The following is a 26,528-nucleotide window of genomic DNA, read 5'->3' as shown; positions in this document are numbered from 1 at the left end:
GCAGGGCCCGCGCGTCGTGCGGGCCCGACGACCACGATGACGGAGCATCCATTGAGACTTCGCACGAGGGGGATCCGCAGGGCGGGCGTGGTGCTGGCGGCCGCCTGCGCCGTGCTCCTGGCGGGCCCGACGGCGGCCCCCGCCCAGGCGGCCGGGGGGCCGTCCGGGATAGCGGCCAAGGGCGCCTTCCTGCTGGACAGCGGCCCCGACAAGACCCTGTGGGGCAAGGGCGCCGACACCCGGCGCGAGATGGCCAGCACCACCAAGATCATGGCCGCGGCGGTCGTGGTGACCACCAAGGGCGTCGACCTGAACCGCAAGGTCACGGTGAAGAAGGCCTACCGCGACTACGTGACCAGGTACGGGGCCAGCACCGCGGACCTGAGGACGGGCGACAGGCTCACGGTGCGCCAGCTGCTGTACGGGATGATGCTGCCCTCCGGCTGCGACGCGGCGTACGCGCTGGCCGACACCTTCGGCAGCGGGAGCACGACGGCCGCCCGCACCAAGTCGTTCATCTCCAGGATGAACAAGAAGGCCGCCGGTCTGGGGATGAAGAACACGAGGTTCGACTCCTTCGACGGCATCCCCAAGAACGGCAAGAACTACTCGACCCCCCGCGACATGGCGAAGCTGGCGCGGCACGCGCTGGCGAACTCCACGTTCAGGGCGGTGGTCAAGTCGACCAGGACCGTCCAGAAGGCGACCAACGGGCGCACGTACACCTGGTACAACACCAACAAGCTGCTCGGCTCGTACAAGGGCGTGATCGGCATCAAGACCGGCACGGGCTCCAAGGCCGGCCCCTGCCTGGTCTTCGCGGCGACGCGTGACAGGCGCACGGTCGTCGGGGTGGTCCTGAACAGCTCCGACCGCTACCGGGACGCGACGAGAATGCTCGACTGGTCCTTCGAGCGGAAGACGGCCACGAAGGTGACCCTGCGCACGCTCCCGGCGGGAGCACAGCGGGACTGATCCCGCGATGCCCGTGGCCCTGGACCGGCTCGTCCGGTTCAGGGCCGCGTCAGCCGGTGACCGAGGCCGCCGCCTGCTCCCGGCCGCGTTCGAGGATGCGGGCGAAGGCGAAGTCGGCGGCGTCCAGACCCGCCCGGCGGGCGGCGGTCTCGGAGGCGGTGACGTCCTTGCCGCTGGTGTAGCCGGAGATGGTGAAGTACGCGTAGCGGCCCAGCGCGTTGGCGGAGGTCCGGCAGGTCACGCCGCCCCGGCAGAAGGTGGGCACGCCCGAGCCGGGCAGCGAGGCGACGTTGGGCCGGGACTGGTCCTTGGCCTTGCGCGCGGCCTCGGCGTCGTCGAAGACCGCGACGCCGACGGTGACCGCCACCCCCTCGCGCACGTACGTCACCCGGATCAGCTCCCGGCAGCCGTTGTTCGCCAGTACCGCGCCGAGCGCGCCCTGGGTGCCGGAGGCGCAGCTCTTGGTGGAGGCCGTGGCGCCCTTGTCGTAGGTGCGGCCGTTGGCCTTCATCGAGTCGCCGGGGAAGAGCGTGCCGGCGCCGAGCGGGGCGGTGTCCTTCTCGGCGCTGGAGAGGAAGTCACGCGGGTCCGGCGGAGGGGGAGGCGGCTCGGAGGAGAAGGTGGGCTCCGGCTGCTCCGGGTCGGGCGGCGGGGTCTCGGCGGCCGACGGCGCCGGGGAGTCCGAGGAGGCGGCGGCGGGGCCGGAGCCCGACCCGTTCTCGTTGACGACGGCGATCGCGACGATCGCGGCGACGACGGCGGTGGCCACCACCCCGCCGCCGATCATCAGCCGGCGGCGGCGCCGGGCGCGGGCGCGCTCGCTCTGCTCGGCGAGCGCCGCCCAGTCCGGCGTGGACGGCTCCGACGGCCCGAACGGCCCCGGCTGTCCGGACGGTCCCGGCGGCCCCGGCTGTCCGGACGGTCCTACCGGGCCCCAGCCCGGCCCCCCCTGCCCAAAGCTCATACCCCGCATCTTATTCGCTTGCCGCGAGGCCGCCGGCGCGTTCACAGTCGGGGGATGGGACACGTCGAGGCCGCGCACCTGGAGTACTACCTGCCCGACGGGAGGGCGCTGCTCGGCGACGTCTCGTTCCGGGTGGGGGAGGGCTCGGTGGTGGCCCTGGTGGGCGCCAACGGGGCCGGGAAGACGACGCTGCTGCGGCTGATCGCCGGCGAGCTGAAGCCGCACGGCGGCACGGTGACCGTCGGCGGCGGGCTCGGGGTGATGCCGCAGTTCGTGGGCTCGGTCCGGGACGAACGCACGGTGCGCGACCTGCTGGTCTCGGTGGCCCGGCCGCGGGTGCGCCAGGCGGCGGAGGCGGTGGACGCCGCCGAGCTGAGGATCATGGAGGTCGACGACGAGGCCGCCCAGATGGGTTACGCGCAGGCGCTGGCGGACTGGGCCGAGGCCGGTGGCTACGAGGCCGAGACCGCCTGGGACGTGTGCACCACCGCGGCCCTCGGCGTCCCCTACGACAAGGCGCAGTGGCGGCAGGTGCGGACCCTGTCGGGCGGCGAGCAGAAACGGCTGGTGCTGGAGGCGCTGCTGCGCGGCCCGGACGAGGTGCTGCTGCTGGACGAGCCGGACAACTACCTGGACGTCCCCGGCAAGCGGTGGCTGGAGGAGCGGCTGGGCGAGACCCGCAAGACGGTCCTGTTCGTCTCCCACGACCGCGAGCTGCTGGCACGGGCGGCGCAGAGGGTCGTCAGCGTGGAGCCGGGTCCGGCCGGGTCGGACGTGTGGGTGCACGGCGGCGGTTTCGCCACCTACCACCAGGCCCGCAAGGAGCGCTTCGCCCGCTTCGAGGAGCTGCGGCGGCGCTGGGACGAGCAGCACGCCCAGCTCAGGAAACTGGTGAACACCCTCAAGCAGAAGGCCGCCTACAACGACGGGCTCGCCTCCCGCCTCCAGGCGGCCCGCACCCGGCTGCGGAAGTTCGAGGAGGCCGGCCCTCCGCAGGAGCCGCCGCGCGAGCAGGACATCCGGATGCGGCTGCGCGGCGGGCGCACCGGGGTGCGGGCGGTCACCTGTGCCGGGCTGGAGCTGACCGGGCTGATGAAGCCGTTCGACCTGGAGGTCTTCTACGGCGAGCGGGTCGCGGTGCTCGGCTCCAACGGCTCGGGCAAGTCGCACTTCCTGCGGCTGCTGGCCGGGAGTGACGTCGCCCACACCGGCGGGTGGAAGCTGGGCGCCCGGGTGGTCCCCGGCCACTTCGCCCAGACGCACGCCCACCCCGAGCTGGAGGGGCGCACCCTGCTCGACGTCCTGTGGACCGAGCACGCGAAGGACCGGGGCGCGGCGATGTCCGCGCTGCGCCGCTACGAGCTGGACCGCCAGGCCGAGCAGCCCTTCGGGAAGCTGTCGGGCGGCCAGCAGGCCCGCTTCCAGATCCTGCTGCTGGAGCTGGCCGGATCGACGGCGCTGCTGCTGGACGAGCCGACCGACAACCTGGACCTGGAGAGCGCCGAGGCGCTCCAGCAGGGGCTGGAGGCGTACGAGGGGACGGTGCTGGCGGTGACGCACGACCGCTGGTTCGCCCGCTCCTTCGACCGCTTCCTGGTCTTCGGCGCGGACGGGCGGGTGCGCGAGGCGCCGGAGCCGGTCTGGGAGGAAGGGCGGGTGGCGCGGGCGCGCTGAGGGGTGTGCGGGAGGGCTCCGGCGCACCCGCCGGGGGAGGGGCGTTTTGACCCGTGCGGAGGACGGCCGGTATCCTGCTGGTTCGTTGTGCGTATTGGCTTGCTCGTTCTCACGTGAGAGGCCGCTACGCCTGGTCCACCAGGACGATGACCAGCGACCCGCACCGGCTTGCGTCACCGGAGCGCGGTCAGGGCTGTCGTGATCTCCGGTGACCTTGTCAGGAAACACTCACTGAAGAAGCGAAGGCTACGACCGTGCGTACGTACAGCCCCAAGCCCGGCGACGTCCAGCGCCAGTGGCACGTCATCGACGCCACCGACGTCGTCCTGGGCCGTCTGGCCACCCAGGCCGCCACCCTTCTGAGGGGCAAGCACAAGCCGGTGTACGCGCCGCACGTTGACGCTGGTGACTTCGTCATCATCATCAACGCCGACAAGGTGCACCTCTCCGGCAACAAGCGGACCCAGAAGCTGGCCTACCGCCACTCCGGCTACCCCGGTGGTCTGCGGTCCGTCCGCTACGACGACCTGCTGAAGAACAACCCGGAGAAGGCCGTGGAGAAGGCCATCAAGGGCATGCTCCCGAAGAACTCCCTGGGCCGCCAGATGCTCTCGAAGCTGAAGGTCTACGCGGGCGAGAACCACCCGCACGGCGCCCAGCAGCCGGTCCCGTTCGAGATCACCCAGGTCGCGCAGTAGTCCGGCCACAACCAAGACTGAAGAGAGCTGAGGAGAACCGTGGCCGAGACCACCGCCGAGACCCCGATCGAAGAGGTCGAGCAGTACACCACCGAGACCCCCGAGGGCGTCGAGGAGTACACCACCGAGTCCCTCGCGTCCCGTTTCGGTGAGCCCCAGCCGGGCGCCGGCACCGGGCGCCGGAAGAACGCCATCGCCCGCGTGCGCATCGTGCCGGGCAGCGGCCAGTGGAAGATCAACGGCCGCACCCTGGAGGCCTACTTCCCGAACAAGGTGCACCAGCAGGAAGTCAACGAGCCGTTCAAGGTTCTGGAGCTGGACAACCGCTACGACGTCATCGCCCGCATCAGCGGCGGCGGCGTCTCCGGCCAGGCCGGCGCGCTGCGCCTGGGCGTGGCCCGCGCCCTGAACGAGGCGGACGTGGAGAACAACCGCGGCCCGCTGAAGAAGGCCGGCTTCCTGACCCGCGACGCCCGCGCGGTCGAGCGGAAGAAGGCCGGTCTGAAGAAGGCCCGCAAGGGCACCCAGTACAGCAAGCGCTGATCAGCGCCTCGCTGTCCGCTGGAACCCCTGGGATCCGCTGACGAGCGCCCCGACAGCACCGTCACGGTGCGTCGGGGCGCTCGTCTTCGGGCCACCGCTCACCCCCGGACCGGCGGGTCCGGTGGGTCCGGTGGGGCGACCGTCGGCACGCCGCGGTCACGGCCGTGCCGCATCCGCCGCCAAGGGGCGTATATCTGGATCGACCGGGCCTCGGCGCGCCCGGAGCTCAGCTCGGAACTCGGAGGAACCACGGTGGGACGACTCTTCGGTACGGACGGTGTGCGCGGAGTCGCCAACGCCGACCTGACCGCCGAAATGGCGCTCGGTCTGTCGGTCGCGGCGGCGCACGTGCTCGCCGAGGCGGGTACGTTCAAGGGCCATCGCCCGGTGGCGGTGGTCGGACGTGATCCGCGCGCGTCCGGGGAGTTCCTGGAGGCCGCCGTGGTGGCCGGGCTGGCCAGCGCGGGCGTGGACGTGCTGCGGGTGGGCGTGCTGCCGACCCCGGCCGTGGCGTACCTGACCGGCGCGCTCGGCGCCGACCTGGGCGTGATGCTGTCCGCCAGCCACAACCCCATGCCCGACAACGGCGTCAAGTTCTTCGCCCGCGGCGGCCACAAGCTCGCCGACGAGCTGGAGGACCGCATCGAGAGCACCTACCGCGAGCACGCCTCCGGCGAGCCCTGGGACCGCCCGACGGGCGCCGGGGTGGGCCGGGTGAAGGAGTACGACGAGGGTTTCGACAAGTACGTCGCCCACCTCGTCGGCGTCCTGCCCAACCGGCTCGACGGGCTCAGGGTCGTCATCGACGGCGCGCACGGCGCGGCGGCGCGGGTCTCCCCGGAGGCGTTCGCGCGGGCGGGCGCCGAGGTGGTCACCATCGCCACCGAGCCCGACGGGCTCAACATCAACGACGGCTGCGGCTCCACCCACCTCGACGGGCTGCGCGCGGCCGTCGTCGAGCACGGCGCCGACCTGGGCGTGGCCCACGACGGCGACGCCGACCGCTGCCTGGCCGTGGACGCGGCCGGCGAGGAGATCGACGGCGACCAGATCCTCAGCGTGCTGGCCCTGGGCATGAAGGAGGCCGGCACGCTGCGGGGGAACACCGTGGTGGCCACGGTGATGTCCAACCTCGGCTTCAAGCTCGCCATGGAGCGCGAGGGCGTCGAGCTGCTCCAGACGGCGGTCGGCGACCGCTATGTGCTGGAGGAGATGAAGCGCGGCGGCTACTCGCTGGGCGGCGAGCAGTCCGGGCACGTGATCGTGCTGGACCACGCCACCACCGGCGACGGCACCCTGACCGGTCTGATGCTGGCCGCGCGGGTGGCCGCCACCGGCCGGCCCCTGGCCGAGCTGGCGGGCGTGATGCGGCGCCTGCCGCAGGTGCTGGTCAACGTGCGGGACGTGGACAAGACCCGGGTCTCCTCCTCGGCCCGGCTGGCCACCGCCGTGAACGAGGCCGAGAAGGAGCTGGGCGAGACCGGCCGGGTGCTGCTGCGCTCCTCCGGCACCGAGCCGCTGGTGCGGGTGATGGTCGAGGCGGCCGATCTGGAGCAGGCCCGTGCGGTGGCCGAGCGGCTGGCGGACGAGGTCAAGTCGGCGCTGGGCTGAACGTTCCGCGCGGGCGCGCGGTCCGGTACGACGTCGGGCGGGGGGCGGCCGCCTGACGCCGAGGACGGCGCGCCCCGGGCGGTGTGCCGGTCGGCCGCCGGCGCGGGCGGCCCGCGTCAGAGCTTGCGCAGCGACAGGCGCTGGACCTTGTGGTCCGGGCCCTTGCGCAGGATCAGGCCGGCGCGGCCCCGGGTCGGGGCGATGTTCTCCTGGAGGTTGGGACGGTTGATCGTCCGCCAGATGCCGCGCGCGTAGTCCAGCGCCTCCTCCTGTGACACCTGCGTGTACCTGCGGAAGTAGGAGAACGGGTTCTGGAAGGCCGTCTCGCGCAGCTTGCGGAAGCGGTCCAGGTACCACCGCTCGATGTCCTCGGTGCGCGCGTCCACGTAGACGGAGAAGTCGAAGTAGTCGGCGACCGCGAGCCGGGTGCGGCCGTCCTTGCCCGGCAGGGCCGGCTGGAGGACGTTGAGGCCCTCGACGATCAGGATGTCGGGGCGGCGCACCGTCAGCACCTCGCCGGGGACGATGTCGTAGATCAGGTGCGAGTAGACGGGCGCGGTGACCTCCTCCCGGCCCGACTTGACGTCCGCGACGAACCGGGTGAGGGCGCGGCGGTCGTAGGACTCGGGGAAGCCCTTGCGCGACATCAGCCCGCGCCGGTGCAGCTCCGCGTTCGGCAGCAGGAAGCCGTCGGTGGTCACCAGCTCCACCCGCGGGTGCTCGGGCCAGCGGGCCAGCAGCGCCCGCAGCAGCCGGGCCACCGTGGACTTGCCGACCGCGACGCTGCCCGCGACCCCGATGACGAACGGGGTGCCGCGCTGGGCGCCGTGCCCGCCGCCCGCGTCGCCCAGGAAGGTGTTGAGCGCGCCGCGCAGCCCGTGGGTGGCACCGACGTAGAGGTTGAGCAGCCGGGACAGCGGCAGGTAGACGTCCCGCACCTCGTCGAGGTCGATGACGTCGCCCAGGCCGCGCAGCTCCTCCACCTCCGCGGCGGTCAGCGGCAGCGGGGTCTTCTCCCGCAGGGCGCTCCACTCGGCCCGTCCGAGGTCGACGAACGGGCTCGTGTCGGACGGCCGGCCGCGGCGCTGCTGCGGCAGGTCGCCGGACGCGGAGGGGGGTCCGGGGGCGGTGACGGGGGTGGACACGGGCCCATTGTCGGGCCGTACGCGTCCGGTCTCACGGCCGTTCACGTGTGATCAGCAGCACAGATGTGCGTACGAGGGGGTGTACGCGGAAGTCCGTCGCGGATACGTTGACCGCATTCGCGCGCTTGCTCCATGTGTGTGAAGCCGCCGTGCGAACCCCCGTCCGATCCGGCGGGGTCCGCCCACCACCGGCCCGGAGGGGTCCGTATGCCGATTCCGTTCCAGCGCTCCCGTGCGGCACGCCGCCGCCTCGCCGCGCGCAGGTCCGCCGAGGCACGCGACGCCCGGGCGTGGGAGGAACTCCTGGACGAACTGCCCGACGAGGACCTGGGGGAGCACCCCGGCGACGTGCTGGAGACGTACCGGCCGGGCGGCAGGCCGTGGTGCGAGGAGGCCGAGTACCTGGAGATCGTCGGGCGGGCGGTCGGACGAATAGGGCGAGGGCGCTGACAGCCCTCACCCCCGGCTGCCCTTAGGCTGCATCGCATGTGCGGAATCGTTGGTTATGTGGGAGGGCAGTCCGCCCTCGACGTCGTCATCGCGGGACTGAAGCGGTTGGAGTACCGCGGTTATGACTCGGCGGGCGTTGCCGTCCTCGCCGACGGCGGGCTGGCCGCCGCGAAGAAGGCCGGGAAGCTGGGCAACCTCGGCAAGCTGCTGGACGAGCGCCCGCTGCCGGCCGGCGCCACCGGCATCGGCCACACCCGGTGGGCCACCCACGGCGGGCCGACCGACGCCAACGCGCACCCGCACCTGGACAACTCCGGGCGGGTCGCGGTCGTCCACAACGGCATCATCGAGAACTTCGCCGCGCTCCGCGCCGAGCTGGCCGAGCGCGGCCACGAGCTGACCTCCGAGACCGACACCGAGGTCGTGGCCCACCTGCTCGCCGAGAACTTCTCCTCCTGCGGCGACCTGGCCGAGGCCATGCGGCAGGTGTGCCGCCGGCTGGAGGGCGCCTTCACCCTCGTCGCCGTCCACGCCGACGAGCCCGACACCGTCGTCGGCGCCCGGCGCAACTCGCCGCTGGTGGTCGGCGTCGGCGAGGGCGAGAACTTCCTCGCCTCCGACGTCGCCGCGTTCATCGCCCACACCCGTGAGGCCATCGAGCTGGGCCAGGACCAGGTCGTGGAGCTGAGGCGGGACCGGGTGACGGTCACCGACTTCGACGGCGCCCCCGCCGACACCCGCGCCTACCACGTGGACTGGGACGCCTCGGCCGCCGAGAAGGGCGGCTACGACTACTTCATGCTCAAGGAGATCGCCGAGCAGCCCAAGGCGGTCGCCGACACCCTCCTGGGCCGCATCGACGAGGCCGGCCGGCTGGCCCTGGACGAGGTGCGCATCCCCGACCACGTGCTGCGCGAGGTGAACAAGGTCGTCATCGTGGCGTGCGGCACGGCCTACCACGCCGGGATGATCGCCAAGTACGCCATCGAGCACTGGACGCGCATCCCCTGCGAGACCGAGCTGGCCAGCGAGTTCCGCTACCGGGACCCGATCATGGACCAGCGCACGCTCGTCATCGCCATCAGCCAGTCCGGCGAGACCATGGACACCCTGATGGCGCTGCGCCACGCCCGTGAGCAGGGCGCCAAGGTGCTGGCCATCTGCAACACCAACGGCTCCACCATCCCGCGCGAGTCCGACGCGGTGCTCTACACCCACGCCGGGCCCGAGGTCGCGGTCGCCTCCACCAAGGCGTTCCTGACCCAGCTGGTGGCCTGCTACCTGGTGGCCCTCTACCTGGGCCAGGTGCGCGGCACCAAGTGGGGCGACGAGATCGGCTCGGTGATCCGGGAGCTGTCGCAGATCTCCACGGAGGTCGGGAAGGTCCTGGCCACCATGGAGCCGGTGCGGGAGCTGGCCCGCTCCCTGGCGGACAAGAACACCGTGCTCTTCCTCGGCCGCCACGTGGGCTTCCCCGTCGCCCTGGAGGGCGCGCTCAAGCTCAAGGAGCTGGCGTACATGCACGCCGAGGGCTTCGCGGCCGGCGAGCTCAAGCACGGCCCGATCGCGCTGATCGAGGAGGACCTGCCGGTGGTGGTGGTCGTGCCGTCGCCGCGCGGCCGGTCCGTGCTGCACGACAAGATCGTCTCCAACATCCAGGAGATCCGGGCCCGGGGCGCGCGGACCATCGTCATCGCCGAGGAGGGCGACGAGACGGTCGTGCCGTACGCCGACCACCTGGTGAGCATCCCCGCCACGCCCACCCTGCTCCAGCCGCTGGTGGCCACCGTGCCGCTGCAGGTCTTCGCCTGCGAGCTGGCCACGGCCCGCGGCAACGAGGTGGACCAGCCGCGCAACCTGGCCAAGTCGGTGACGGTGGAGTGAACCGGAGCCGCGGACGCACCGGACGCACCGGGCGCTCCCGGCGGACGGGGGGTCGCGGGTGATCGTCGGGGTGGGGATCGACGTCGCCTCCGTCGACCGCTTCGCCGGCGCGCTGGCCCGCACCCCCGCCCTGGCCGAGCGGCTGTTCACCCCCGCCGAGCAGACACTGCCCGGCGGGGAGCGGCGCTCGGTGGCCTCCCTGGCGGCGCGGTTCGCCGCCAAGGAGGCCCTGGCCAAGGCGTTGGGCGCGCCCGGCGGGATGGTGTGGACGGACGCGGAGGTGCACGCCTCCGAGCACGGGCAGCCACTGCTGCGGGTGACCGGCACCGTCGCCGCCCGCGCCGCCGAGCTGGGGGTGCGGCACTGGCACGTCTCCCTCAGCCACGACGCGGGGGTGGCGACGGCCGTCGTGATCGCCGAGAGCTGACCGCCGGGAGCCGATCGCCGAAGGAGAGCCGAAGGACGCCGGAGGACGGCCGGAGGACGACCGGAGGCGGGTGGACCCGGCGGCGGGCGGTCAGACTGAGGGCATGAGAGATGCCTACAGCGTGCAGACCGTACGGGCCGCCGAGCGGGAGCTGATGGCGCGCCTGCCCGCCGGGGCGCTGATGCGCCGCGCCGCCGCCGGGCTGGCCGCCGCCTGCGCCGGGATGCTGGGGCGCGTCTACGGCACCCGGATCGCCCTGCTGGTGGGCAGCGGCGACAACGGCGGGGACGCGCTCTTCGCCGGGGCGTACCTGGCCCGGCGCGGCGCCGGGGTGACGGCTGTGCTGCTCAGCCCGGAGAAGGTCCACACCGGCGGGCTCGCCGCACTGCGGGCGGCCGGGGGCCGGGCCGTCGCGGCCCCCGCCGCCCACACCGCGCTGGAGGGCGTGCCCGCCGACGTGCCCGCGCTCGTGCGGCGGGCCGACCTGGTGGTGGACGGCATCGTCGGCATCGGGGGCCGGGGGGGCCTGCGGCCGGGTGCGGTGGAGATCGCCGACGCCGTCGCGGAGGCCGGGGTGCCCGTCGTCGCCGTGGACCTGCCCAGCGGCGTGGACGCCGACACCGGCGAGGTGCGCGGTGTGGCGGTGCGGGCGGCGGCGACGGTGACCTTCGGGGCGTACAAGCCGGGCCTGCTGGTCGATCCGGCGCGCGAGCACGCCGGGGCGCTGCGGCTGGTCGACATCGGCCTGGGCCCGTACCTGGAGGCGGCCGAACCGGTGGTGCGCGCCGCGCAGCACGCGGACGTGGCCGCCCTGCTGCCCCGCCCGTCGGCCGAGAGCGACAAGTACCGGCGCGGTGTGGTCGGGATCGCGGTCGGCTCCGCCCGCTACCCGGGCGCGGCGGTGCTGGCGGTGGCCGGGGCGCTGCGCGGCGGCGCGGGCGCCGTGCGCTACGCCGGGCCCGCGGCCGGGGAGGTGATCGCCCGCTTCCCCGAGACGCTGGTCTCCTCCGGCCCGCCCTCGCGGGCCGGCCGGGTGCAGGCGTGGGTCGTCGGGCCGGGGCTCGGCGACGGGGAGGAGGCGCGCGGAACCGTCCGGGACGTGCTGGCCTCGGACGTACCGGTGCTGGTGGACGCCGACGGGCTGCGGCTGATGGACGCCGGGCCGCTGCGGGAGCGCACGGCCCCCGTCCTGCTCACCCCGCACGCCGGCGAGGCGGCGGCGCTGCTGGGCGCCGAGCGGGAGGAGGTCGAGTCGGCGCGGCTGGCCTCGGCGCGGGAACTGGCGCGGCGGTACGGGGCGGCGGTGCTGCTCAAGGGCTCGACCACGGTGGTCGCCCCGCCCGGTGGGGACGGCCCGCTGCGGGTCAACCCCACCGGCACCGGCTGGCTGGCGACGGCCGGGAGCGGCGATGTGCTCTCCGGGCTGGCCGGCTCGCTGCTCGCCTGCGGCCTGGCGCCGGTGGACGCGGCGGTGGCGGGCGCTTACCTCCACGGCCTGGCGGGCCGCCGCGCGGCGCCGCTGACCAGCGCGCTCGACGTGGCCGAGGCGCTGCGCCCGGTCTGGCGGGACGTGGTGGAGGCCGCGGGCGCCGGATGAACCGGTGGTGCGGCGCTCGCGGTGGGCGTACGCCGGGGTACACCGACGGCCTCGCGGCGGTGAGCGGGCCGGGGCCCGTCCTCGCCGGTCCGTCGTGCGGGCGTACCGCCCGGCGCGCCCCGGCGCCGCACCGCCGGGGCGCCCGCCCCGCCCCACCGGCCGTGCTCCCTCGGGCGCCGGGGGGCGGGCACCCGGCACCTGAGGGAGCACGGCCGGGACGCGCACGCCACGCACGCCGGGACGCGCACGCCGGGCGGGCCGGGAGGCGGCCGGAAGCGGACCTGAGACACTGGTGGGCGATGGACGTCGTAAGTGAGCCCTTCGCCACCGGCGCGGCAGTGCGGCCCCGCCCGGACGCGCACCGGGTCTGCGCCGAGATCGACCTGGCCGCGCTGCGCGCCAACGTCCGCGCCCTGCGCGAGCGCGCGGCCGGGACCGGGGCCGGGCTGATGGCCGTGGTCAAGGCCGACGCGTACGGCCACGGCATGGTCCCCTGCGCCCGCGCCGCGCGTCAGGCGGGTGCGGCCTGGCTGGGCACGGCCACCCCCGAGGAGGCGCTGGCGCTGCGCGCCGCCGGGGACCGGGGCCGGCTGCTGTGCTGGCTGTGGACGCCCGGCGGGCCCTGGCGGGAGGCGATCGAGGCGGACGTCGACGTGTCGGCGAGCGACCCGTGGGCGCTGCGGGAGATCACGGCCGCCGCCCGCGCCCGCGGCCGTACCGCCCGCGTCCACCTGAAGATCGACACCGGGCTGGGCCGCAGCGGCTGCCCGCCCGCCGGGTGGGAGGCGCTGACCGCCGCCGCCCGCGCCGCCGAGGCCGAGGGCACGGTGAAGGTCGCCGGGGTGTGGTCGCACTTCGCCTGCGCCGACGAGCCCGGCCACCCCTCCATCGCCGCCCAGCTCGCCGTCTTCCACGAGGCGCTGGCCGCAGCGGCCCGCGCCGGGCTCGACCCGGAGGTGCGGCACATCGCCAACTCGCCCGCCACCCTCACCCTCCCCGAGGCGCACTTCGACCTGGTGCGCACCGGGGTGTCGGTCTACGGCCTCTCGCCCTCGCCCGAGGTCGGCGTGCCGGCGGACTTCGGGCTGCGGCCGGTGATGTCCCTGCGTGCCCGGCTCGCCCTGGTCAAGCGGGTGCCCGCCGGGCACGGGGTGAGCTACGGCCACCACTACACCACCCCCGGCGAGACGACCCTGGGCCTGGTCCCGGCCGGCTACGCCGACGGCATCCCCCGGCACGCCTCGGGAAGCGGGCCGGTGCTGGTGGCGGGCAAGTGGCGGACGGTCGCCGGACGGGTGGCCATGGACCAGTTCGTGGTGGACCTGGGCGGCGACGCGGCCGCGGAGGGCGACGAGGCGGTCCTGTTCGGGCCGGGCGACGCGGGCGAGCCGACGGCCGAGGACTGGGCGCGCGCGGTGGGCACCATCGGGTACGAGATCGTCACCCGGATCGGCGCCCGGGTGCCGCGCGTCCATCTCAACGCGGAGGCGTGACGCGGGCATGAGGGACGTGGGCGGCAGGGGATGGGCGCGCCGCGCGGGGGTGGCCGGCGCGGTGCTGGGGCTGGCCGCGGCCGGCGTGGCGGCGGGAGTGGCCGTCGAGCGGCTGACCGTGCACCGGGCGGTGCGCCACCGGGCGCGCCTGGCGCTGGACGCGGCCGGTCCGTACGGCTCGCTGCGCGGCGCCCCGGGCCGGGCAGTGGCCGACGACGGCACCGAGCTGTACTACGAGACCGACGAACCGGAGGGCGCGATACCCGAGGGAGCGCCCACGGTCGTCTTCAGCCACGGCTACTGCCTGGCCCAGGACGTCTGGCACTTCCAGCGCGCCGCCCTGCGCGGCGTCACCCCCACCGCGCCGGTCACCCCCGCCCTGCGCGCCGTCTACTGGGACCAGCGCGGCCACGGCCGCTCCGGGCGCGGGCGGGCCGGCGAGACGGTCACCATCGACCGGCTCGGGCGCGATCTGAAGGCGGTGCTCGACGCCGCCGTCCCCACTGGTCCGGTCGTCCTCGTCGGCCACTCGATGGGCGGAATGACGGTGATGGCGCTCGCTCACCACCACCCCGGGTACGTCGCCGAGCGTGTCGCCGCGGTGGCCCTGCTGGGCACCTCGGCGGGCAACCTCACGGAGGTGACCTTCGGGCTGCCCGCCGCCGGGGCCCGGGCGCTGCGGCGGATGGCGCCCGGAGTGCTCAGGACGCTGGCCGCGCGGGCCGACCTGGTGGAGCGCGGCCGGCGGGCGACCGCCGACCTCTTCACCGGGCTGGTCAAGCGGTACTCGTTCGGCGGTCGCGACGTGGACCCGGGGGTGGCGCGCTTCGCGGAGCGGCTGATCGAGTCGGTGCCGGTCGACGTGGTCGCCGACTTCTACCCCGCCTTCGCCGAGCACGACAAGACCGCCGCGCTGGCCGCCTTCGGGGAGGGGCGGCCCGCGCTGATCCTCACCGGCGACCGCGATCTGCTCACCCCGCGCGAGCACAGTGAGGCGATGGCCGGGGCGCTGCCGCACGCGGAACTGGTGGTCGTGGAGGGCGCGGGACACCTGGTGATGCTGGAGCACCCCGAGGCGGTCGGCGACCGTCTGGCCGAGCTGCTGACGCGTACCATCCACACCCATGGAGACACCGCACCACCGGGCCGCGGGGACCGCCCCCGGGGCCGTTCCGGAGAGCCGGCAGAGTCCCCGGCAGAGCCCCCGGCAGAGTCCCCGGCAGAGCCCCCCGAGTCCTGACGGGCCCCGAGGCCCCCAGGGCTTCGAACGGACCGTGAGGATCCGCGTCGCGACCCCCGACCGGATGCGGGAGCTGGGCCGGCGGCTGGCCCGGCTGCTGCTGCCCGGCGACCTCGTCCTGCTCACCGGCGAGCTGGGCGCGGGCAAGACCACCCTCACCCGCGGGCTGGGCGAGGGGCTGGACGTGCGCGGCGCGGTCACCTCGCCCACCTTCGTCATCGCCCGGGTCCATCCCCCGCTCGGCGGCGGGCCCGCGCTGGTGCACGTGGACGCCTACCGGCTCGGCGGCGGCCTGGAGGAGATGGAGGACCTGGACCTCGACGTCTCGCTGCCGGAGTCGGTGGTGGTCGTGGAGTGGGGCGAGGGGAAGGTCGAGGAGCTCTCGGAGGACCGGCTGCACGTGGTCATCGAGCGGTCCGTGGGGGCGGAGCCGGCCGGCGGCTCCGGGAACGGCGTGCGGGACGGTTCCGGGGAGGACGGCTCCGGTGTGGAGGACGGCTCCGGGGAGGACGTGCGGACGGTGACGGTGACCGGCGTCGGCGGGCGCTGGTCGGACCAGGACCTGTCCGTCCTCGCGGAGCCGAGGGAGAGCGCGTAGGGGCCGTGGTCCGGACGTACCGCGCCCCGCACCGCGCCCCGTACCGCGCCGGGGTCCCGGGTCGGGTTCCGACACCGTGTCGGCAAGATGTTGCGCACGGTGCCCCCGGCGTGTTCACATGGAGGCCGGAAGGGTGGTTAGGTACGCCTTACCACTCCCGCCCCATGAGCCACGGGAGGACCCATGGAGGCAGAGAGGCGAGAGCCCGACACGACCGCGCAGGACACGACCGCCGGCGCGTCCGGACGCCTGCCGGGCGCCGCGGCGGTGCCGATGCGCGACCTGCTGGCCTCGTGCGCCGCGGCCGACGCGGTCTCCACACCGCCGGCCCCCGAGCGCCGTACCGCCCCCGGAGAGCGCCCGGACGGCGAGGGCCCCCGGGCCGAGGCGGCCTGAGGGCCCGTACGGAGCGGAGGGCCTAGGAGCGTTGCTCCAGCCCCTCCCGCTCCTTCTGCCTCGGCCCGACGCGGCGCGCCCAGGCCGGCAGCAGGAACCAGGCGCCCACGAACCACATGAACAGCGCGCCGACGATCCACCAGGCCATGCCGTTGTCCAGCACCACGCGCAGGATGAGCAGCAGTGCGCAGGTGACCGTGCACAGCAGCAGGACCAGCCCGGTGATGGTCAGGCGGGCGGCCCACTCCACCGTCTGCGGCTTCATCCGGTGGCCGGTGACGAAGCGGTGCAGGGCCACCGGGGCGATCAGCGTGCCGGTCGCGGCCGAGCCGAGGACGACGGTGACGACGTAGATGTTGCGGTCCATGGGCCCCAGGTCGGTGAACCGCTCGGTGAAGGCGACGCTCAGCAGGAAGCCGAGCAGGATCTGGATGCCCATCTGGGCGACCCTGACCTCCTGGAGCAGCTCCGTCCACCGCCGGTCGGCCCGCTCCTTCTCGCTCTCCCGGCGTTCCTCCCGCGCCGCCCGGGCCGACTCGTCGGCCCGCCGGGCGGCCCGCGCCGCCGGGCCGCCGGTGTCCCCGGTGTCCGCGGGCCGCCGCCCGCCGCCGTCCCTGTCCGCTGCCATGTCCGTCCCCGGTGTCATGCCGCCACCCCTTCTCCGGCGCCCGTCCGCCTGTTCCCCATCTGTTCGAATCGGAGGAGGGCAAACGTGGGTGCGGATCCGGTGGGCCGGGGGCTTCCCGGGGTCTTCTGGGGGCTTTCCGGGGGAACCGCAGGGGCTCAGGGGACGACGACGACCTTCGTGCCCGCCGTGGCGAACCGCCACATCGCCTCGCCGTCCGCGGCCCTGGAGCGGATGCCGCCCGTGCCCTCCTTCGGCTGCCCCTCGGGCAGGGAGCCGTCCACGGCGGCGCTGAAGCCCACCACGACACCCTCCACCTGCGTGAACAGCACCACATGGGCGACGGGTACCCCGTCGGATCCGGTGACGCGCTCGGTGCGGTCGCCCTCGCTCACGGTGTACTCGCCCGGCAGCGGGTCCACCGCACCGGGAACGACGCGGTAGGTCCGGGTGACCTGCTCGTTCGCGCCCACCAGCCAGACCCGGTCGCCGTGCAGGGAGTACACGACGCGTTCGCCGGTGCCGGAGTCGGCCGGCAGCGCGACCTCCTCGCGGTCCCCGGACTTCTCGCGGTCCTCGCGGGCCCCGGCGTCCTTCCGCGCGGCGCCGGGGGAGGGAGAGGGGGAGGCCGACGCGGCGGCCCCGCGTTCGCCGGCGGGTCCGTGCCGGTCCTGTGCGGCGGACGCCTGGTAGGCCAGGAAGCCGACGACGGCGAGCGCCGCCGCGGTCAGCCCGGCCACGAACGTACCCGCGCTGTTCCGTGCCACCGTCTCGCCCGCCTCCGGTACTCGCCGCTTCCCCCGCCGGTACGTACCCGGAACCCCGTCGGAGCCCCGGAAGACCGGTGTGATCGTAAGTCCGACGGTAGCAGTCGGTAGTGGGCGCCGTGCCGCGGGCGGGCACCGGCGGCCCGCGGCGCGCCGTAGGCTGAGAGCGTGCTCCTGCTCGCTCTGGATACCGCAACCCCCGCCGTCACCGTCGCCCTGCACGACGGGACGAGGACCCTCGCAGCCGCCGACGAGGTGGACGCCCGCCGCCACGGCGAACTGCTGCTCCCGGCCGTCGACCGCGTCCTGGCCGAAACCGGCGCCGCACTCGGCGACGTGACCGGCATCGTCGTCGGCGTCGGCCCCGGCCCGTACACCGGCCTGCGGGTCGGCCTGATGACGGCGACGACCATCGGAGCCGCCCGCGGCATTCCCGTGCACGGCCTGTGCACGCTGGACGGCATCGCCCACGCCGCCGGGGAGGCCGGACTGGAGGGCCCCTTCGTCGTCGCCACCGACGCCCGCCGCAAGGAGGTGTACTGGGCGCGCTACGCCGACGCCCGCACCCGTCTCGGGGACCCGGCCGTGGACCGCCCGGCCGACATCGCCGAGCTGGTCGCCGGCGTCCCCGCGGTGGGCATGGGGGCCCGGTTGTACGCGGACACCTTCACCGGCGTACGCGAGGACCTGCCCGAGCACGTCTCGGCGGCCGCGCTGGCGGCGCTGGCCGCCGAGCGGCTCGCGGCCGGCCCCGACGGGAAGGCCGGAGGGGAAGCGGACGGGGAGGCCGGGGGCTTCCTGCCGCCGCTGCCGCTGTACCTGCGGCGCCCGGACGCGAGGGTGCCCGCCAACTACAAGGTGGTCACGCCCCGGTGACCGCGCCCCCCGAGCAGCCCGCCGGGCAGGTCCCCGGCCGGCCCGTCCTGCGCGAGATGCGCTGGTGGGACATCGAGCCGGTGCTGGAGCTGGAACGGGAGCTGTTCCCCCACGACGCCTGGTCGCCCGCCCTGTTCTGGTCCGAACTCGCCCGCGCCCGCGGCCCGCACGCCACCCGCCGCTACCTCGTCGCCGAGGACGGCGCGGGCCGCGTCGCCGGCTACGGCGGACTCGCCGCCGCGGGCGGCACCGGGGACGTCCAGACCATCGCCGCCGCCCGCGACCACTGGGGCACTGGACTGGGCGCCCGGCTGCTCACCGCGCTGCTCACCGCCGCCGGCGACTTCGAGTGCCACGAGGTCCTGCTGGAGGTCCGGGTGGACAACGACCGCGCCCGGCGCCTGTACGAGCGCTTCGGCTTCGAGACCGTCGGCCTGCGGCGCGGCTACTACCAGCCCGGGAACGTGGACGCCCTCGTGATGCGCCGCCCGGCCGGCCACGCGCCGGACACCGGCCACGCGCCCCACACCGCGCCGGGCCCAGTGCCGGACACCGCACCCGACCCCGCAACGGAACACCAAGGAACGACGACCCATGGCTGACGAACCCCTGGTCCTCGGCATCGAGACCTCCTGCGACGAGACCGGCGTGGGCATCGTGCGCGGGCACACCCTGCTCGCCGACGCGGTGGCCTCCAGCGTGGACGAGCACGCCCGGTACGGCGGCGTGGTGCCCGAGGTCGCCAGCCGCGCCCACCTGGAGGCGATGGTCCCCACCGTCGAGCGCGCTCTGAAGGACGCCGGCGTCGCCGCGAGCGACCTCGACGGCGTCGCCGTCACCGCCGGCCCCGGCCTGGCCGGCGCGCTGCTGGTGGGCGTCTCGGCGGCCAAGGCGTACGCGTACGCGCTGGGCAAGCCGCTGTACGGCGTCAACCACCTCGCCTCGCACATCTGCGTCGACCAGCTCGAACACGGCGCGCTGCCCGAGCCGACCATGGCGCTGCTGGTCTCCGGCGGCCACTCCTCGCTCCTGCTGTCCTCCGACATCACCTCCGACGTGCGCCCGCTGGGCGCCACCATCGACGACGCGGCCGGCGAGGCGTTCGACAAGGTCGCCCGGGTGCTGAACCTCGGCTTCCCCGGCGGACCCGTCATCGACCGCTACGCCCGCGAGGGCGACCCGGAGGCCATCGCCTTCCCGCGCGGGCTGACCGGCCCGCGCGACGCGCCCTACGACTTCTCCTTCTCCGGCCTGAAGACCGCCGTCGCCCGCTGGATCGAGGCGAAGCGGAGCGCGGGCGAGGAGGTGCCGGTCGCCGATGTCGCAGCCTCCTTCCAGGAGGCGGTCACCGACGTGCTGACCCGCAAGGCGGTGCGCGCCTGCCGGGACGAGGGGGTGGAGCACCTGATGATCGGCGGCGGCGTCGCGGCGAACTCGCGGCTGCGCGCGATGGCCCGGGCGCGCTGCGAGGCGGCCGGGATCACCCTGCGGGTGCCGCGTCCGAAGCTGTGCACCGACAACGGCGCGATGGTCGCGGCCCTGGGCGCCGAGATGGTCGCCCGCGACCGGGCCCCCTCCGACTGGGACCTGTCGGCCGACTCCTCCCTGCCGGTCACCGAACCGCACGTCCCGGGCGTCTCGCACAGCGGCGCGTCCGGGCACGGGCACACGCACGGCCACAGTCACGACCACGTACACGAGACGAGCGCGGAGAACCTCTACTCATGACCGTCGCCCTGATGTGGGAGGCCCGCGCGGCGGACGGCCGCGGCGCCGAGCTGCTGGAGTGGGCCCGAGGCCAGGCGCTCGACCCCGCGCCCCCGCGCCGCGAGACCTTCACCGCCCCGGCCGACCGCGTCCTGGTCATCACCTGGTGGGACGCCCCCTACGAGGCCGAACTCCCCGAACTGCCCTCACCACCACAGGAGTTGCTCCACCGCCCGGTCCACCGCTGGCGCTTCGAGAGCGCGGACGCCGACGTGCCCTGACCGGTCGCGGGGCCTCAGCCCTCCAGCAACGGGGCGGTGTCCAGCGCCGGGTAGGGGCCGGGCAGGGGGAGGGGGCGGCCGAGGTCCACCTCGACCCGTGTCGCGTAGTGGGCCTCGGCCGGGTCCTCCTCCCGCACCGGGTCGGAGAAGGCGTACGCCTTCTTCTCCTGCCGGTGGACGAGCACGTAGACGGGAACGCCGGCCGCGGCGTAGCCGCGGTACTTCGGTCCGGTATCGGTCTCGTGGTTGGTGGAGGTGATCTCCCCGGCCAGCGCGAGCAGTTCGATGGAGTACCAGCCCCGGTGCGCCCTGCGGTACGCCTCGTCGAGTTCGGTGGGCTTCCGATGCCTCACGTAGAAGTCCGGGATCAGGAGGGAGCGCGTCTCCCCTTGCAGAGCCAGGCGGTATCCGCTTCCGATGCCGGCCAGCCGAAAACCGGCCGAGCGTAGCTGGAAGTAGAACTCGGTCGCGGCATCGTTGTGGTGGTCGTCGGGCTGCGGCGCCACGATCATCGTCCCCTCGACGTACTCGGCCCGAATCGGCGCGTCTGCGGCCTTTTCGAACGCGATCAGCAGATCGATGGGGTCCTGCGGCTCGTTCATCGGCTCGGTGATGGGATCGGCGGCCATGGCTGTCCTCCCCGTTTCGCTGATGTCAGGCTACGCCGCACCGGGTGCCCCGCGAGCGATTGTTCGCCGGCCCGTGCGGCGCTCGGAGCGGAACGCGTGACCATCACCCGTACGGGTGTCCTCGTCAGCGGAGCGGGTGGCCCAGGAGCATCGTCGGGGCGCCCGCGACGCGGGTGAGGAAGACCGTGGCCGACTCCGGGCCGGACGGCTTCACCTTCCGGCGCAACTCCTCCGGTTCGACCGCCGAGCCGCGCTTCTTGACCGTCAGCGTCCCGACGCCGCGCTCGCGCAGCAGCGCCTTCAGCCGCTTGACGTTGAAGGGGAGGGTGTCGGTGATCTCGTACGCGGTCGCGTACGGCGTCGGGCGGTACTCGTCGGAGGTGACGTAGGCGATGGTCGGGTCGATCAGGCGCCCGCCGACCCGCTCGGCCACCTCCGCGACCAGGTGCGCGCGGATCACCGCGCCGTCCGGCTCGTACAGACAGCGGCCGACGGGGCCGCAGGGCGGATCCGGCAGGCCGGCGGAGTCCAGGGTGCGGGGGCCGGGCAGCAGGGTGGCGCGCACCCGGGGCGCCCCGCGCGAGGCGGCCCCGAACCACAGCACGGCCTCCTTCACGTCCCCGCCGTCGGAGATCCACTGCGCCGCCGCGTCCTGCGGTACCGCCTCGTGCGGGATGCCGGGGGCCACCTTCAGCGCGGCGAGCGGGGCGCGCCGGGCGGCCTCCACCGCCCAGGACAGCGGCGGCGAGTACGCCTCGGGGTCGAAGATCCGGCCGCGCCCGCCGCGTCCGCCGCGGCGGGCCGGATCGGCGAAGACGGCGTCGAAGCCGGACGCGTCCACCTCCGTCACGTCCGCGCAGCGCACCTCGATCAGGTCGGACAGGCCCAGCGCCCCGGCGTTGGCGCGGGCGACCGCGCAGGCCAGCGGGGAGCGGTCGACGGCCAGGACCTCGATCCCGGCGCGGGCCAGCGCGATGGCGTCGCCGCCGTTGCCGCAGCACAGGTCGGCCAGGGACCGCACGCCGAGGGCGGCGAAGCGGCCGGCGCGGTACGCGGCCACGCTCGCGCGGGTGGCCTGCTCCACGCCGTCGGGGGTGAAGTACATCCGCGCCGCGTCCCCGGCCCCGAACTTCGCCGCCGCCCGCTGCCGCAGCCGGGCCTGGGCGATGGCCGCCGAGACCAGCTCGGCCGGATGGTCGCGGCGCAGCCGGGTGGCGACGGCCAGCTCCCGCCCGGGGTCGTAGGACCGCAGCTTCGCCAGCAGCGCCTGCCCCTCGTCGGTCAGCAGGCGGCGGAAGACGGAGAGGGGATCGCCGGCGGCCGGGTTGGTGCTCACCTCACCGGCCCGTCACCGCGGCGCGCGGTACAACGCGGTCAGGTCGATGTCCATGGGGAAGGGCACCGGTACGACGAGCTTGTCGCGGTGAATTCCGGTGGGGACGTATGTGCCGGTGGTGTCGTCCAGCTCGTAGACGTGCACGACTGGCTTGCGGTCCTCCTTCTCCACTCGCCAGAAGTGGCGGATACCGGCCTGGGCGTACTTCAGCGGTTTGGTCTCGCGGTCGCGCACAGCCGACTCCTCGGAGACGATCTCGACGACGAGCACGACCTCCTCGGGGAGGTAGGCGGTGCGTTCGTCATGTGGCGGACCGCTGACGACGAGGATGTCAGGCTCCGGGCGCTGGCGCTTCCCCAGTCTGATCGTCATCTCGAACTCGACCCACAGGTCGTGGGGTACCGCGAGTTCTACGGCATTGGACAGCCGCCGCATCACCTGGCCGTGGAACGAGGTCTGCGGGGACACCATCACAAGGGCTCCGTCGATCAGCTCGAAGCGCGGGGCGTCCGGCGGCAGCCGGTCCAGGTCGTCGGCGGTCCAGCCGCCGGGCGGCGGGTAGAACCAGTCGGGCAGGGGCTCTGCGGTCATCGGCGGTACTCCTTGACGGGCGGGCACCTGTGACGCGGTACGGGGTCAGCGTACCGGCGCATCGGCGCGCAACGCGCCGTGCGTTGGCACTCCAGTTGACTGAGTGCTAACGCCGTCATAGTCTCAGCATTGGCACTCCCCCATGGAGAGTGCCAACTCAAGCGACGGGCAGATCCGGCACCCGCGACGACGGATCTACCAGGTCGCCACCCCAGACATCCAAACCCCGCCGAGATCTCCGAAGGGGGAGGTCGGATCGTGACGACCGCCACCAGCTCCAAGGTTGCCATCAAGCCGCTCGAGGACCGCATCGTGGTCCAGCCGCTCGACGCCGAGCAGACCACGGCTTCCGGCCTGGTCATCCCGGACACCGCGAAGGAGAAGCCCCAGGAGGGCACCGTCCTCGCCGTCGGTCCGGGCCGCTTCGAGGACGGCAACCGCCTGCCGCTCGACGTCAAGGTCGGCGACACCGTGCTGTACAGCAAGTACGGCGGCACCGAGGTGAAGTACAACAACGAGGAGTACCTCGTCCTCTCGGCGCGCGACGTTCTCGCGATCATCGAGAAGTAAGCACCGCGAAGACTGCCTGTGATCCGCGCCCTGGTACCCGCGTCCGAGACGTCCGGGGCCGGGGCGCGGTTCCTTTGACGAGGACTCCGAGAGGACCCAAGCAACCATGGCGAAGATCCTGAAGTTCGACGAGGACGCCCGTCGCGCCCTCGAGCGCGGCGTCAACAAGCTCGCCGACACCGTGAAGGTGACGATCGGCCCCAAGGGCCGCAACGTCGTCATCGACAAGAAGTTCGGCGCCCCGACCATCACCAACGACGGCGTCACCATCGCCCGCGAGGTAGAGGTCGAGGACCCGTACGAGAACCTGGGCGCCCAGCTCGTGAAGGAGGTGGCGACCAAGACCAACGACATCGCGGGTGACGGCACCACCACCGCCACCGTGCTGGCCCAGGCGCTGGTCCGCGAGGGCCTGCGCAACGTCGCCGCCGGCGCCTCCCCGGCCGCCCTGAAGAAGGGCATCGACGCCGCGGTCAAGGCCGTCTCCGAGGACCTGCTGGCCACGGCCCGCCCGATCGACTCCAAGTCCGACATCGCCGCCGTGGCCGCGCTGTCCGCCCAGGACAAGCAGGTCGGCGAGCTGATCGCCGAGGCGATGGACAAGGTCGGCAAGGACGGCGTCATCACCGTCGAGGAGTCCAACACCTTCGGTCTGGAGCTGGACTTCACCGAGGGCATGGCCTTCGACAAGGGCTACCTGTCGCCCTACATGGTCACCGACCAGGAGCGCATGGAGGCCGTCCTCGACGACCCCTACATCCTGATCCACCAGGGCAAGATCTCCTCCATCCAGGATCTGCTGCCCCTGCTGGAGAAGATCATCCAGACCAACAGCTCCAAGCCGCTGCTGATCATCGCCGAGGACGTCGAGGGCGAGGCCCTGTCCACCCTGGTGGTCAACAAGATCCGCGGCACCTTCAACGCGGTGGCCGTCAAGGCCCCGGGCTTCGGCGACCGCCGCAAGGCGATGCTCGGCGACATGGCGACGCTGACCGGCGCCACCGTCATCGCCGAGGAGGTCGGCCTCAAGCTCGACCAGGCCGGTCTGGACGTGCTGGGCACCGCCCGCCGCGTGACCGTCACCAAGGACGACACCACCATCGTCGACGGCGGCGGCAAGGCCGAGGACGTGCAGGGCCGCGTCGCCCAGATCAAGGCCGAGATCGAGACCACCGACTCCGACTGGGACCGCGAGAAGCTCCAGGAGCGCCTCGCGAAGCTGGCCGGCGGCGTGTGCGTGATCCGCGTGGGCGCGGCCACCGAGGTCGAGCTCAAGGAGAAGAAGCACCGTCTGGAGGACGCCATCTCCGCGACCCGCGCCGCGGTCGAGGAGGGCATCGTCTCCGGTGGCGGCTCCGCGCTGGTCCACGCCTCCAAGGTGCTGGACGACAGCCTGGGCAAGGACGGCGACGAGGCCACCGGTGTCGCGGTCGTCCGCCGGGCCCTGGTCGAGCCGATGCGCTGGATCGCCGAGAACGCCGGCCTGGAGGGCTACGTCATCACCTCCAAGGTCGCCGAGCTGGAGAAGGGCCACGGCTTCAACGCCGCGACCGGCGAGTACGTCGACCTGGTCAAGGCCGGCGTCATCGACCCGGTCAAGGTCACCCGCTCCGCCCTGGAGAACGCCGCCTCCATCGCGTCGCTGCTGCTGACGACCGAGACCCTGGTCGTCGAGAAGCCGGCCGAGGAGGAGCCGGAGGCCGCCGGCCACGGTCACGGCCACGCCCACTGAGGCACGGCTCACGCGGTACGCCCGCCGTTGCGACGAGGCCCGGTCCCCCGGCACACAGGGGCCGGGCCTCGTCGTGTCGTATCGCGTCGCGGGACGGGGTCGTATCGCGGGACGGGGTCGGGCCGGCCGTAAGAGCGGCGGTGCGTTCCTCACCTCGGGCTGAAGCGCCCGGTGGTGGAGGAGGCGCGCGAGACCAGACCGCGCGGCGCCAGCCGGGCCAGACCCAGCAGCGCCTTGTAGCGCGGGTCCGGGACGGACAGCGTCTTCCCCCTGGCCAGGTCCTCCAGGGCCGCGTCCACCACCCGGTCGGCGTTCAGCCACATCCAGCCCGGCACGCTCTGTGCCGACATCCCCGCGCGCCGGTGGAACTCGGTGCGCACGAAACCCGGGCACAGCGCCATCAGCCGCACCCCCGACGGCCCCAGGTCCCGCGCCGCGCCCTGGGTGAACTGCACGACCCACGCCTTGGACGCGCCGTAGGTGCCGCGCGGCACGAAGGCCGCCACCGAGGCCACGTTGACGACGCCGCCGCGGCCCCGCTCGCGCATGCTCCCGGCGGCGGCCGAGGTCAGCCGCAGCACGGCCTCGCAGTGCACCTTGAGCATCCGCAGCTCGTCCGCCACCGGCACCTCCAGATAGCGGCCCCTGTTGCCGAATCCGGCGTTGTTGACCAGCAGGTCCACCGGGTGCTTCCGGTCGCCGAGCCGCTCCTCGACCGCCGCGATGCCCTCGTCGGTGGCCAGGTCGGCGGTGATTATGGACGCCTCGACGCCGTGCCGGTCGTGCAGTTCGGTGGCGTGCCGCCGCAGCCGCTCGGTGTCCCGGGCGACCAGCACCACGTTGTGCCCGTCGCGTGCCAGCCGCCGGGCGAAGGCGGCGCCGATACCGGCCGTGGCCCCTGTGATCAGTGCAGTCGTCATACGGGCACGCTATCCGGCCGGGGCCGGCGGACCGCGTTCCGGATGCGTCAGGAGGCGTACTTCGCGGTGTACTCCAGCGCCTCCTCCCGCGCGGCGGCGGCCAGCGCGTCACCGGCGGCCAGTACACGGGGGAGCAGCGCCCGCTCGGTGGTCAGGGCACGGAAGAGGAGGGAGACGGTCACCCCGTGGCCGGGCCGGTGCAGGACCTCGATCCGGTCCCCGGCGCGGATCTCACCGGGCTCGGCCACCCGCAGGTACGCCCCGGGCGCGGCGGCCCGGGTGAACGTCCTCATCCATCCCGCTCCCCGCTCCGACGGCAGGATCCCCGCCTCCCCCAGCCGGGCGGCGAAGGTGCGGCAGGGGGTGCGGGCGCAGGAGACCTCCAGCACCGCGTCCGGCCCGATCCGCCAGCGCTCGCCGATCAGCGCCCCGTTCACGTCGGCGCCGACGGTGGTGAGGTTCTCGCCGAAGACCCCGTCCGGCAGTTCGCGGCCGAGGACCTCCTCCCAGCGGTCCAGGTCCTCCCGGGCGAAGGCGTACACCGCCTGGTCGTCGCCGCCGTGGAAGACCGGGTCGCCGATGACGTCCCCGGCCAGTCCGCTGCCGCCGCCGGAGCCGGGGGCGGCCACGGCGACCGGGCCGTCGGCCGGGCGCTTGTCGATGCCGGTGAGACCGCCCGGGGCGTTGGTGTAGCCGACGGACCGGGGGCGGGCGAGGTTCACGGAGAGAAGCCGCATGCCGCGCAGGGTAGAAGGACGCCTTCGAAGAGCGCGAACGGGTAACGGGGCCGCTTATGGTG

The 26,528-nt window shown here is 74.0% G+C and carries 28 protein-coding genes; 19 read left to right on the top strand and 9 right to left on the bottom strand.

Translation table 11 applies throughout. From position 1 onward, the window contains the following. Positions 1 to 36: 36 nt before the first annotated feature. Complete coding sequence (locus tag BM237_RS21865) at positions 37 to 975, top strand: D-alanyl-D-alanine carboxypeptidase family protein (RefSeq protein WP_093851439.1); 939 nt, start codon at positions 37 to 39, stop codon at positions 973 to 975. Between the two features lie 49 nt (positions 976 to 1,024). Here the strand turns inward: BM237_RS21865 and BM237_RS21860 are convergent, their stop codons facing one another. Continuing rightward, a complete protein-coding gene (locus BM237_RS21860) occupies positions 1,025 to 1,939 on the bottom strand; it encodes a hypothetical protein (protein ID WP_093851438.1) in 915 nt (304 codons plus the stop codon). A 54-nt stretch (positions 1,940 to 1,993) separates the two neighbouring features. Here BM237_RS21860 and BM237_RS21855 point away from each other — a divergent pair, with 54 nt between their 5' ends. The 4 genes from BM237_RS21855 to glmM all read left to right on the top strand — a co-directional run bounded on the left by BM237_RS21855 (position 1,994) and on the right by glmM (position 6,465). Continuing rightward, a complete protein-coding gene (locus BM237_RS21855; RefSeq protein ID WP_093851437.1) occupies positions 1,994 to 3,613 on the top strand; it encodes an ABC-F family ATP-binding cassette domain-containing protein in 1,620 nt (539 codons plus the stop codon). A 254-nt stretch (positions 3,614 to 3,867) separates the two neighbouring features. Continuing rightward, positions 3,868 to 4,311: a 50S ribosomal protein L13 gene (gene rplM, locus BM237_RS21850; protein ID WP_093851436.1), complete on the top strand. Its 444-nt coding sequence runs from the start codon at positions 3,868 to 3,870 to the stop codon at positions 4,309 to 4,311. Between the two features lie 39 nt (positions 4,312 to 4,350). Then, positions 4,351 to 4,854 (top strand): 30S ribosomal protein S9, encoded by a 504-nt coding sequence (gene rpsI, locus BM237_RS21845; RefSeq protein WP_093851435.1) that lies wholly within the window; start codon positions 4,351 to 4,353, stop codon positions 4,852 to 4,854. Between the two features lie 252 nt (positions 4,855 to 5,106). Beyond that, positions 5,107 to 6,465 carry a phosphoglucosamine mutase gene (gene glmM / locus BM237_RS21840; RefSeq protein WP_093851434.1) on the top strand — a complete coding sequence of 453 codons (1,359 nt, stop codon included), beginning with the start codon at positions 5,107 to 5,109 and terminating at the stop codon, positions 6,463 to 6,465. A gap of 116 nt (positions 6,466 to 6,581) precedes the next feature. On the opposite strand, the gene coaA is transcribed toward glmM, so the two are convergent. After that, positions 6,582 to 7,562, bottom strand: a complete 981-nt coding sequence (gene coaA / locus BM237_RS21835; protein WP_093851518.1) for a type I pantothenate kinase — start codon at positions 7,560 to 7,562, stop codon at positions 6,582 to 6,584. 255 nt (positions 7,563 to 7,817) lie between these two features. Between coaA and BM237_RS21830 the strand changes: the two genes are divergently transcribed. From BM237_RS21830 to BM237_RS21795, 8 genes are all read left to right on the top strand, one after another. Next, positions 7,818 to 8,060, top strand: a complete 243-nt coding sequence (locus tag BM237_RS21830) for a hypothetical protein (protein WP_093851433.1) — start codon at positions 7,818 to 7,820, stop codon at positions 8,058 to 8,060. A 36-nt stretch (positions 8,061 to 8,096) separates the two neighbouring features. Beyond that, the gene (gene glmS, locus BM237_RS21825; RefSeq protein WP_093851432.1) at positions 8,097 to 9,944 is read left to right on the top strand and encodes a glutamine--fructose-6-phosphate transaminase (isomerizing); all 1,848 of its coding nucleotides are present in this window, start codon (positions 8,097 to 8,099) and stop codon (positions 9,942 to 9,944) included. Positions 9,945 to 10,002: 58 nt separating this feature from the next. Further along, complete coding sequence (locus BM237_RS21820; RefSeq protein ID WP_093851431.1) at positions 10,003 to 10,371, top strand: holo-ACP synthase; 369 nt, start codon at positions 10,003 to 10,005, stop codon at positions 10,369 to 10,371. A 103-nt stretch (positions 10,372 to 10,474) separates the two neighbouring features. Continuing rightward, the gene (locus BM237_RS21815) at positions 10,475 to 11,968 is read left to right on the top strand and encodes an NAD(P)H-hydrate dehydratase (RefSeq protein ID WP_093851517.1); all 1,494 of its coding nucleotides are present in this window, start codon (positions 10,475 to 10,477) and stop codon (positions 11,966 to 11,968) included. 299 nt (positions 11,969 to 12,267) lie between these two features. Beyond that, a complete protein-coding gene (gene alr, locus BM237_RS21810) occupies positions 12,268 to 13,461 on the top strand; it encodes an alanine racemase (protein ID WP_093851430.1) in 1,194 nt (397 codons plus the stop codon). 7 nt (positions 13,462 to 13,468) lie between these two features. Continuing rightward, positions 13,469 to 14,701, top strand: a complete 1,233-nt coding sequence (locus BM237_RS21805) for an alpha/beta fold hydrolase (protein WP_093851429.1) — start codon at positions 13,469 to 13,471, stop codon at positions 14,699 to 14,701. Positions 14,702 to 14,765: 64 nt separating this feature from the next. Beyond that, positions 14,766 to 15,299, top strand: a complete 534-nt coding sequence (tsaE, locus tag BM237_RS21800) for a tRNA (adenosine(37)-N6)-threonylcarbamoyltransferase complex ATPase subunit type 1 TsaE (RefSeq protein ID WP_093851516.1) — start codon at positions 14,766 to 14,768, stop codon at positions 15,297 to 15,299. Between the two features lie 183 nt (positions 15,300 to 15,482). Next, positions 15,483 to 15,695: a hypothetical protein gene (locus tag BM237_RS21795; protein WP_093851428.1), complete on the top strand. Its 213-nt coding sequence runs from the start codon at positions 15,483 to 15,485 to the stop codon at positions 15,693 to 15,695. Positions 15,696 to 15,717: 22 nt separating this feature from the next. On the opposite strand, the gene BM237_RS21790 is transcribed toward BM237_RS21795, so the two are convergent. Continuing rightward, positions 15,718 to 16,323, bottom strand: a complete 606-nt coding sequence (locus tag BM237_RS21790) for a DUF6328 family protein (RefSeq protein WP_245793906.1) — start codon at positions 16,321 to 16,323, stop codon at positions 15,718 to 15,720. 155 nt (positions 16,324 to 16,478) lie between these two features. Next, the gene (locus BM237_RS21785) at positions 16,479 to 17,087 is read right to left on the bottom strand and encodes a hypothetical protein (RefSeq protein ID WP_093851427.1); all 609 of its coding nucleotides are present in this window, start codon (positions 17,085 to 17,087) and stop codon (positions 16,479 to 16,481) included. Between the two features lie 168 nt (positions 17,088 to 17,255). On the opposite strand from BM237_RS21785, the gene tsaB reads away from it, so the two are divergent. From tsaB to BM237_RS21765, 4 genes are read left to right on the top strand one after another with little or no spacing between them, the layout of a single operon-like run. Then, a complete protein-coding gene (tsaB, locus tag BM237_RS21780) occupies positions 17,256 to 17,963 on the top strand; it encodes a tRNA (adenosine(37)-N6)-threonylcarbamoyltransferase complex dimerization subunit type 1 TsaB (protein WP_093851426.1) in 708 nt (235 codons plus the stop codon). Between the two features lie 56 nt (positions 17,964 to 18,019). Then, positions 18,020 to 18,565: a ribosomal protein S18-alanine N-acetyltransferase gene (gene rimI, locus BM237_RS21775; protein WP_093851515.1), complete on the top strand. Its 546-nt coding sequence runs from the start codon at positions 18,020 to 18,022 to the stop codon at positions 18,563 to 18,565. Continuing rightward, positions 18,558 to 19,691, top strand: a complete 1,134-nt coding sequence (tsaD, locus tag BM237_RS21770; RefSeq protein WP_093851425.1) for a tRNA (adenosine(37)-N6)-threonylcarbamoyltransferase complex transferase subunit TsaD — start codon at positions 18,558 to 18,560, stop codon at positions 19,689 to 19,691. Before rimI ends, tsaD begins: the two co-directional genes overlap by 8 nt. Then, a complete protein-coding gene (locus tag BM237_RS21765; RefSeq protein ID WP_093851424.1) occupies positions 19,688 to 19,951 on the top strand; it encodes a hypothetical protein in 264 nt (87 codons plus the stop codon). The genes tsaD and BM237_RS21765 overlap by 4 nt, the downstream gene beginning before the upstream one ends. A gap of 14 nt (positions 19,952 to 19,965) precedes the next feature. Here BM237_RS21765 and BM237_RS21760 read toward each other — a convergent pair whose 3' ends face one another. The 3 genes from BM237_RS21760 to BM237_RS21750 all read right to left on the bottom strand — a co-directional run bounded on the left by BM237_RS21760 (position 19,966) and on the right by BM237_RS21750 (position 22,507). Then, on the bottom strand, positions 19,966 to 20,580 hold the full coding sequence (locus tag BM237_RS21760) for a Uma2 family endonuclease (protein ID WP_093851423.1): 615 nt from the start codon (positions 20,578 to 20,580) through the stop codon (positions 19,966 to 19,968). A gap of 124 nt (positions 20,581 to 20,704) precedes the next feature. Next, entirely contained in the window at positions 20,705 to 21,916 is a 1,212-nt protein-coding gene (locus BM237_RS21755) for a class I SAM-dependent methyltransferase (protein ID WP_093851422.1), read from the bottom strand. Positions 21,917 to 21,928: 12 nt separating this feature from the next. Further along, the gene (locus tag BM237_RS21750) at positions 21,929 to 22,507 is read right to left on the bottom strand and encodes a Uma2 family endonuclease (RefSeq protein ID WP_093851421.1); all 579 of its coding nucleotides are present in this window, start codon (positions 22,505 to 22,507) and stop codon (positions 21,929 to 21,931) included. A 258-nt stretch (positions 22,508 to 22,765) separates the two neighbouring features. Between BM237_RS21750 and groES the strand changes: the two genes are divergently transcribed. Then, positions 22,766 to 23,077, top strand: a complete 312-nt coding sequence (gene groES / locus BM237_RS21745) for a co-chaperone GroES (RefSeq protein WP_093851420.1) — start codon at positions 22,766 to 22,768, stop codon at positions 23,075 to 23,077. Between the two features lie 106 nt (positions 23,078 to 23,183). Further along, the gene (gene groL, locus BM237_RS21740) at positions 23,184 to 24,809 is read left to right on the top strand and encodes a chaperonin GroEL (RefSeq protein ID WP_093851419.1); all 1,626 of its coding nucleotides are present in this window, start codon (positions 23,184 to 23,186) and stop codon (positions 24,807 to 24,809) included. Positions 24,810 to 24,958: 149 nt separating this feature from the next. On the opposite strand, the gene BM237_RS21735 is transcribed toward groL, so the two are convergent. Together BM237_RS21735 and BM237_RS21730 are read right to left on the bottom strand one after the other, a co-directional pair. After that, a complete protein-coding gene (locus tag BM237_RS21735; protein ID WP_093851418.1) occupies positions 24,959 to 25,729 on the bottom strand; it encodes an SDR family NAD(P)-dependent oxidoreductase in 771 nt (256 codons plus the stop codon). A gap of 47 nt (positions 25,730 to 25,776) precedes the next feature. Next, positions 25,777 to 26,466, bottom strand: a complete 690-nt coding sequence (locus tag BM237_RS21730) for an MOSC domain-containing protein (protein ID WP_093851417.1) — start codon at positions 26,464 to 26,466, stop codon at positions 25,777 to 25,779. Positions 26,467 to 26,528 lie beyond the last annotated feature (62 nt).

This window comes from Streptomyces mangrovi (assembly GCF_900114215.1).
GTDB classification, from domain to species: Bacteria; Actinomycetota; Actinomycetes; order Streptomycetales; family Streptomycetaceae; genus Streptomyces; species Streptomyces barkulensis.
The sequence above is the reverse complement of the archived record's forward strand: the minus strand, read 5'-3'. Positions and strand labels throughout refer to the sequence as shown.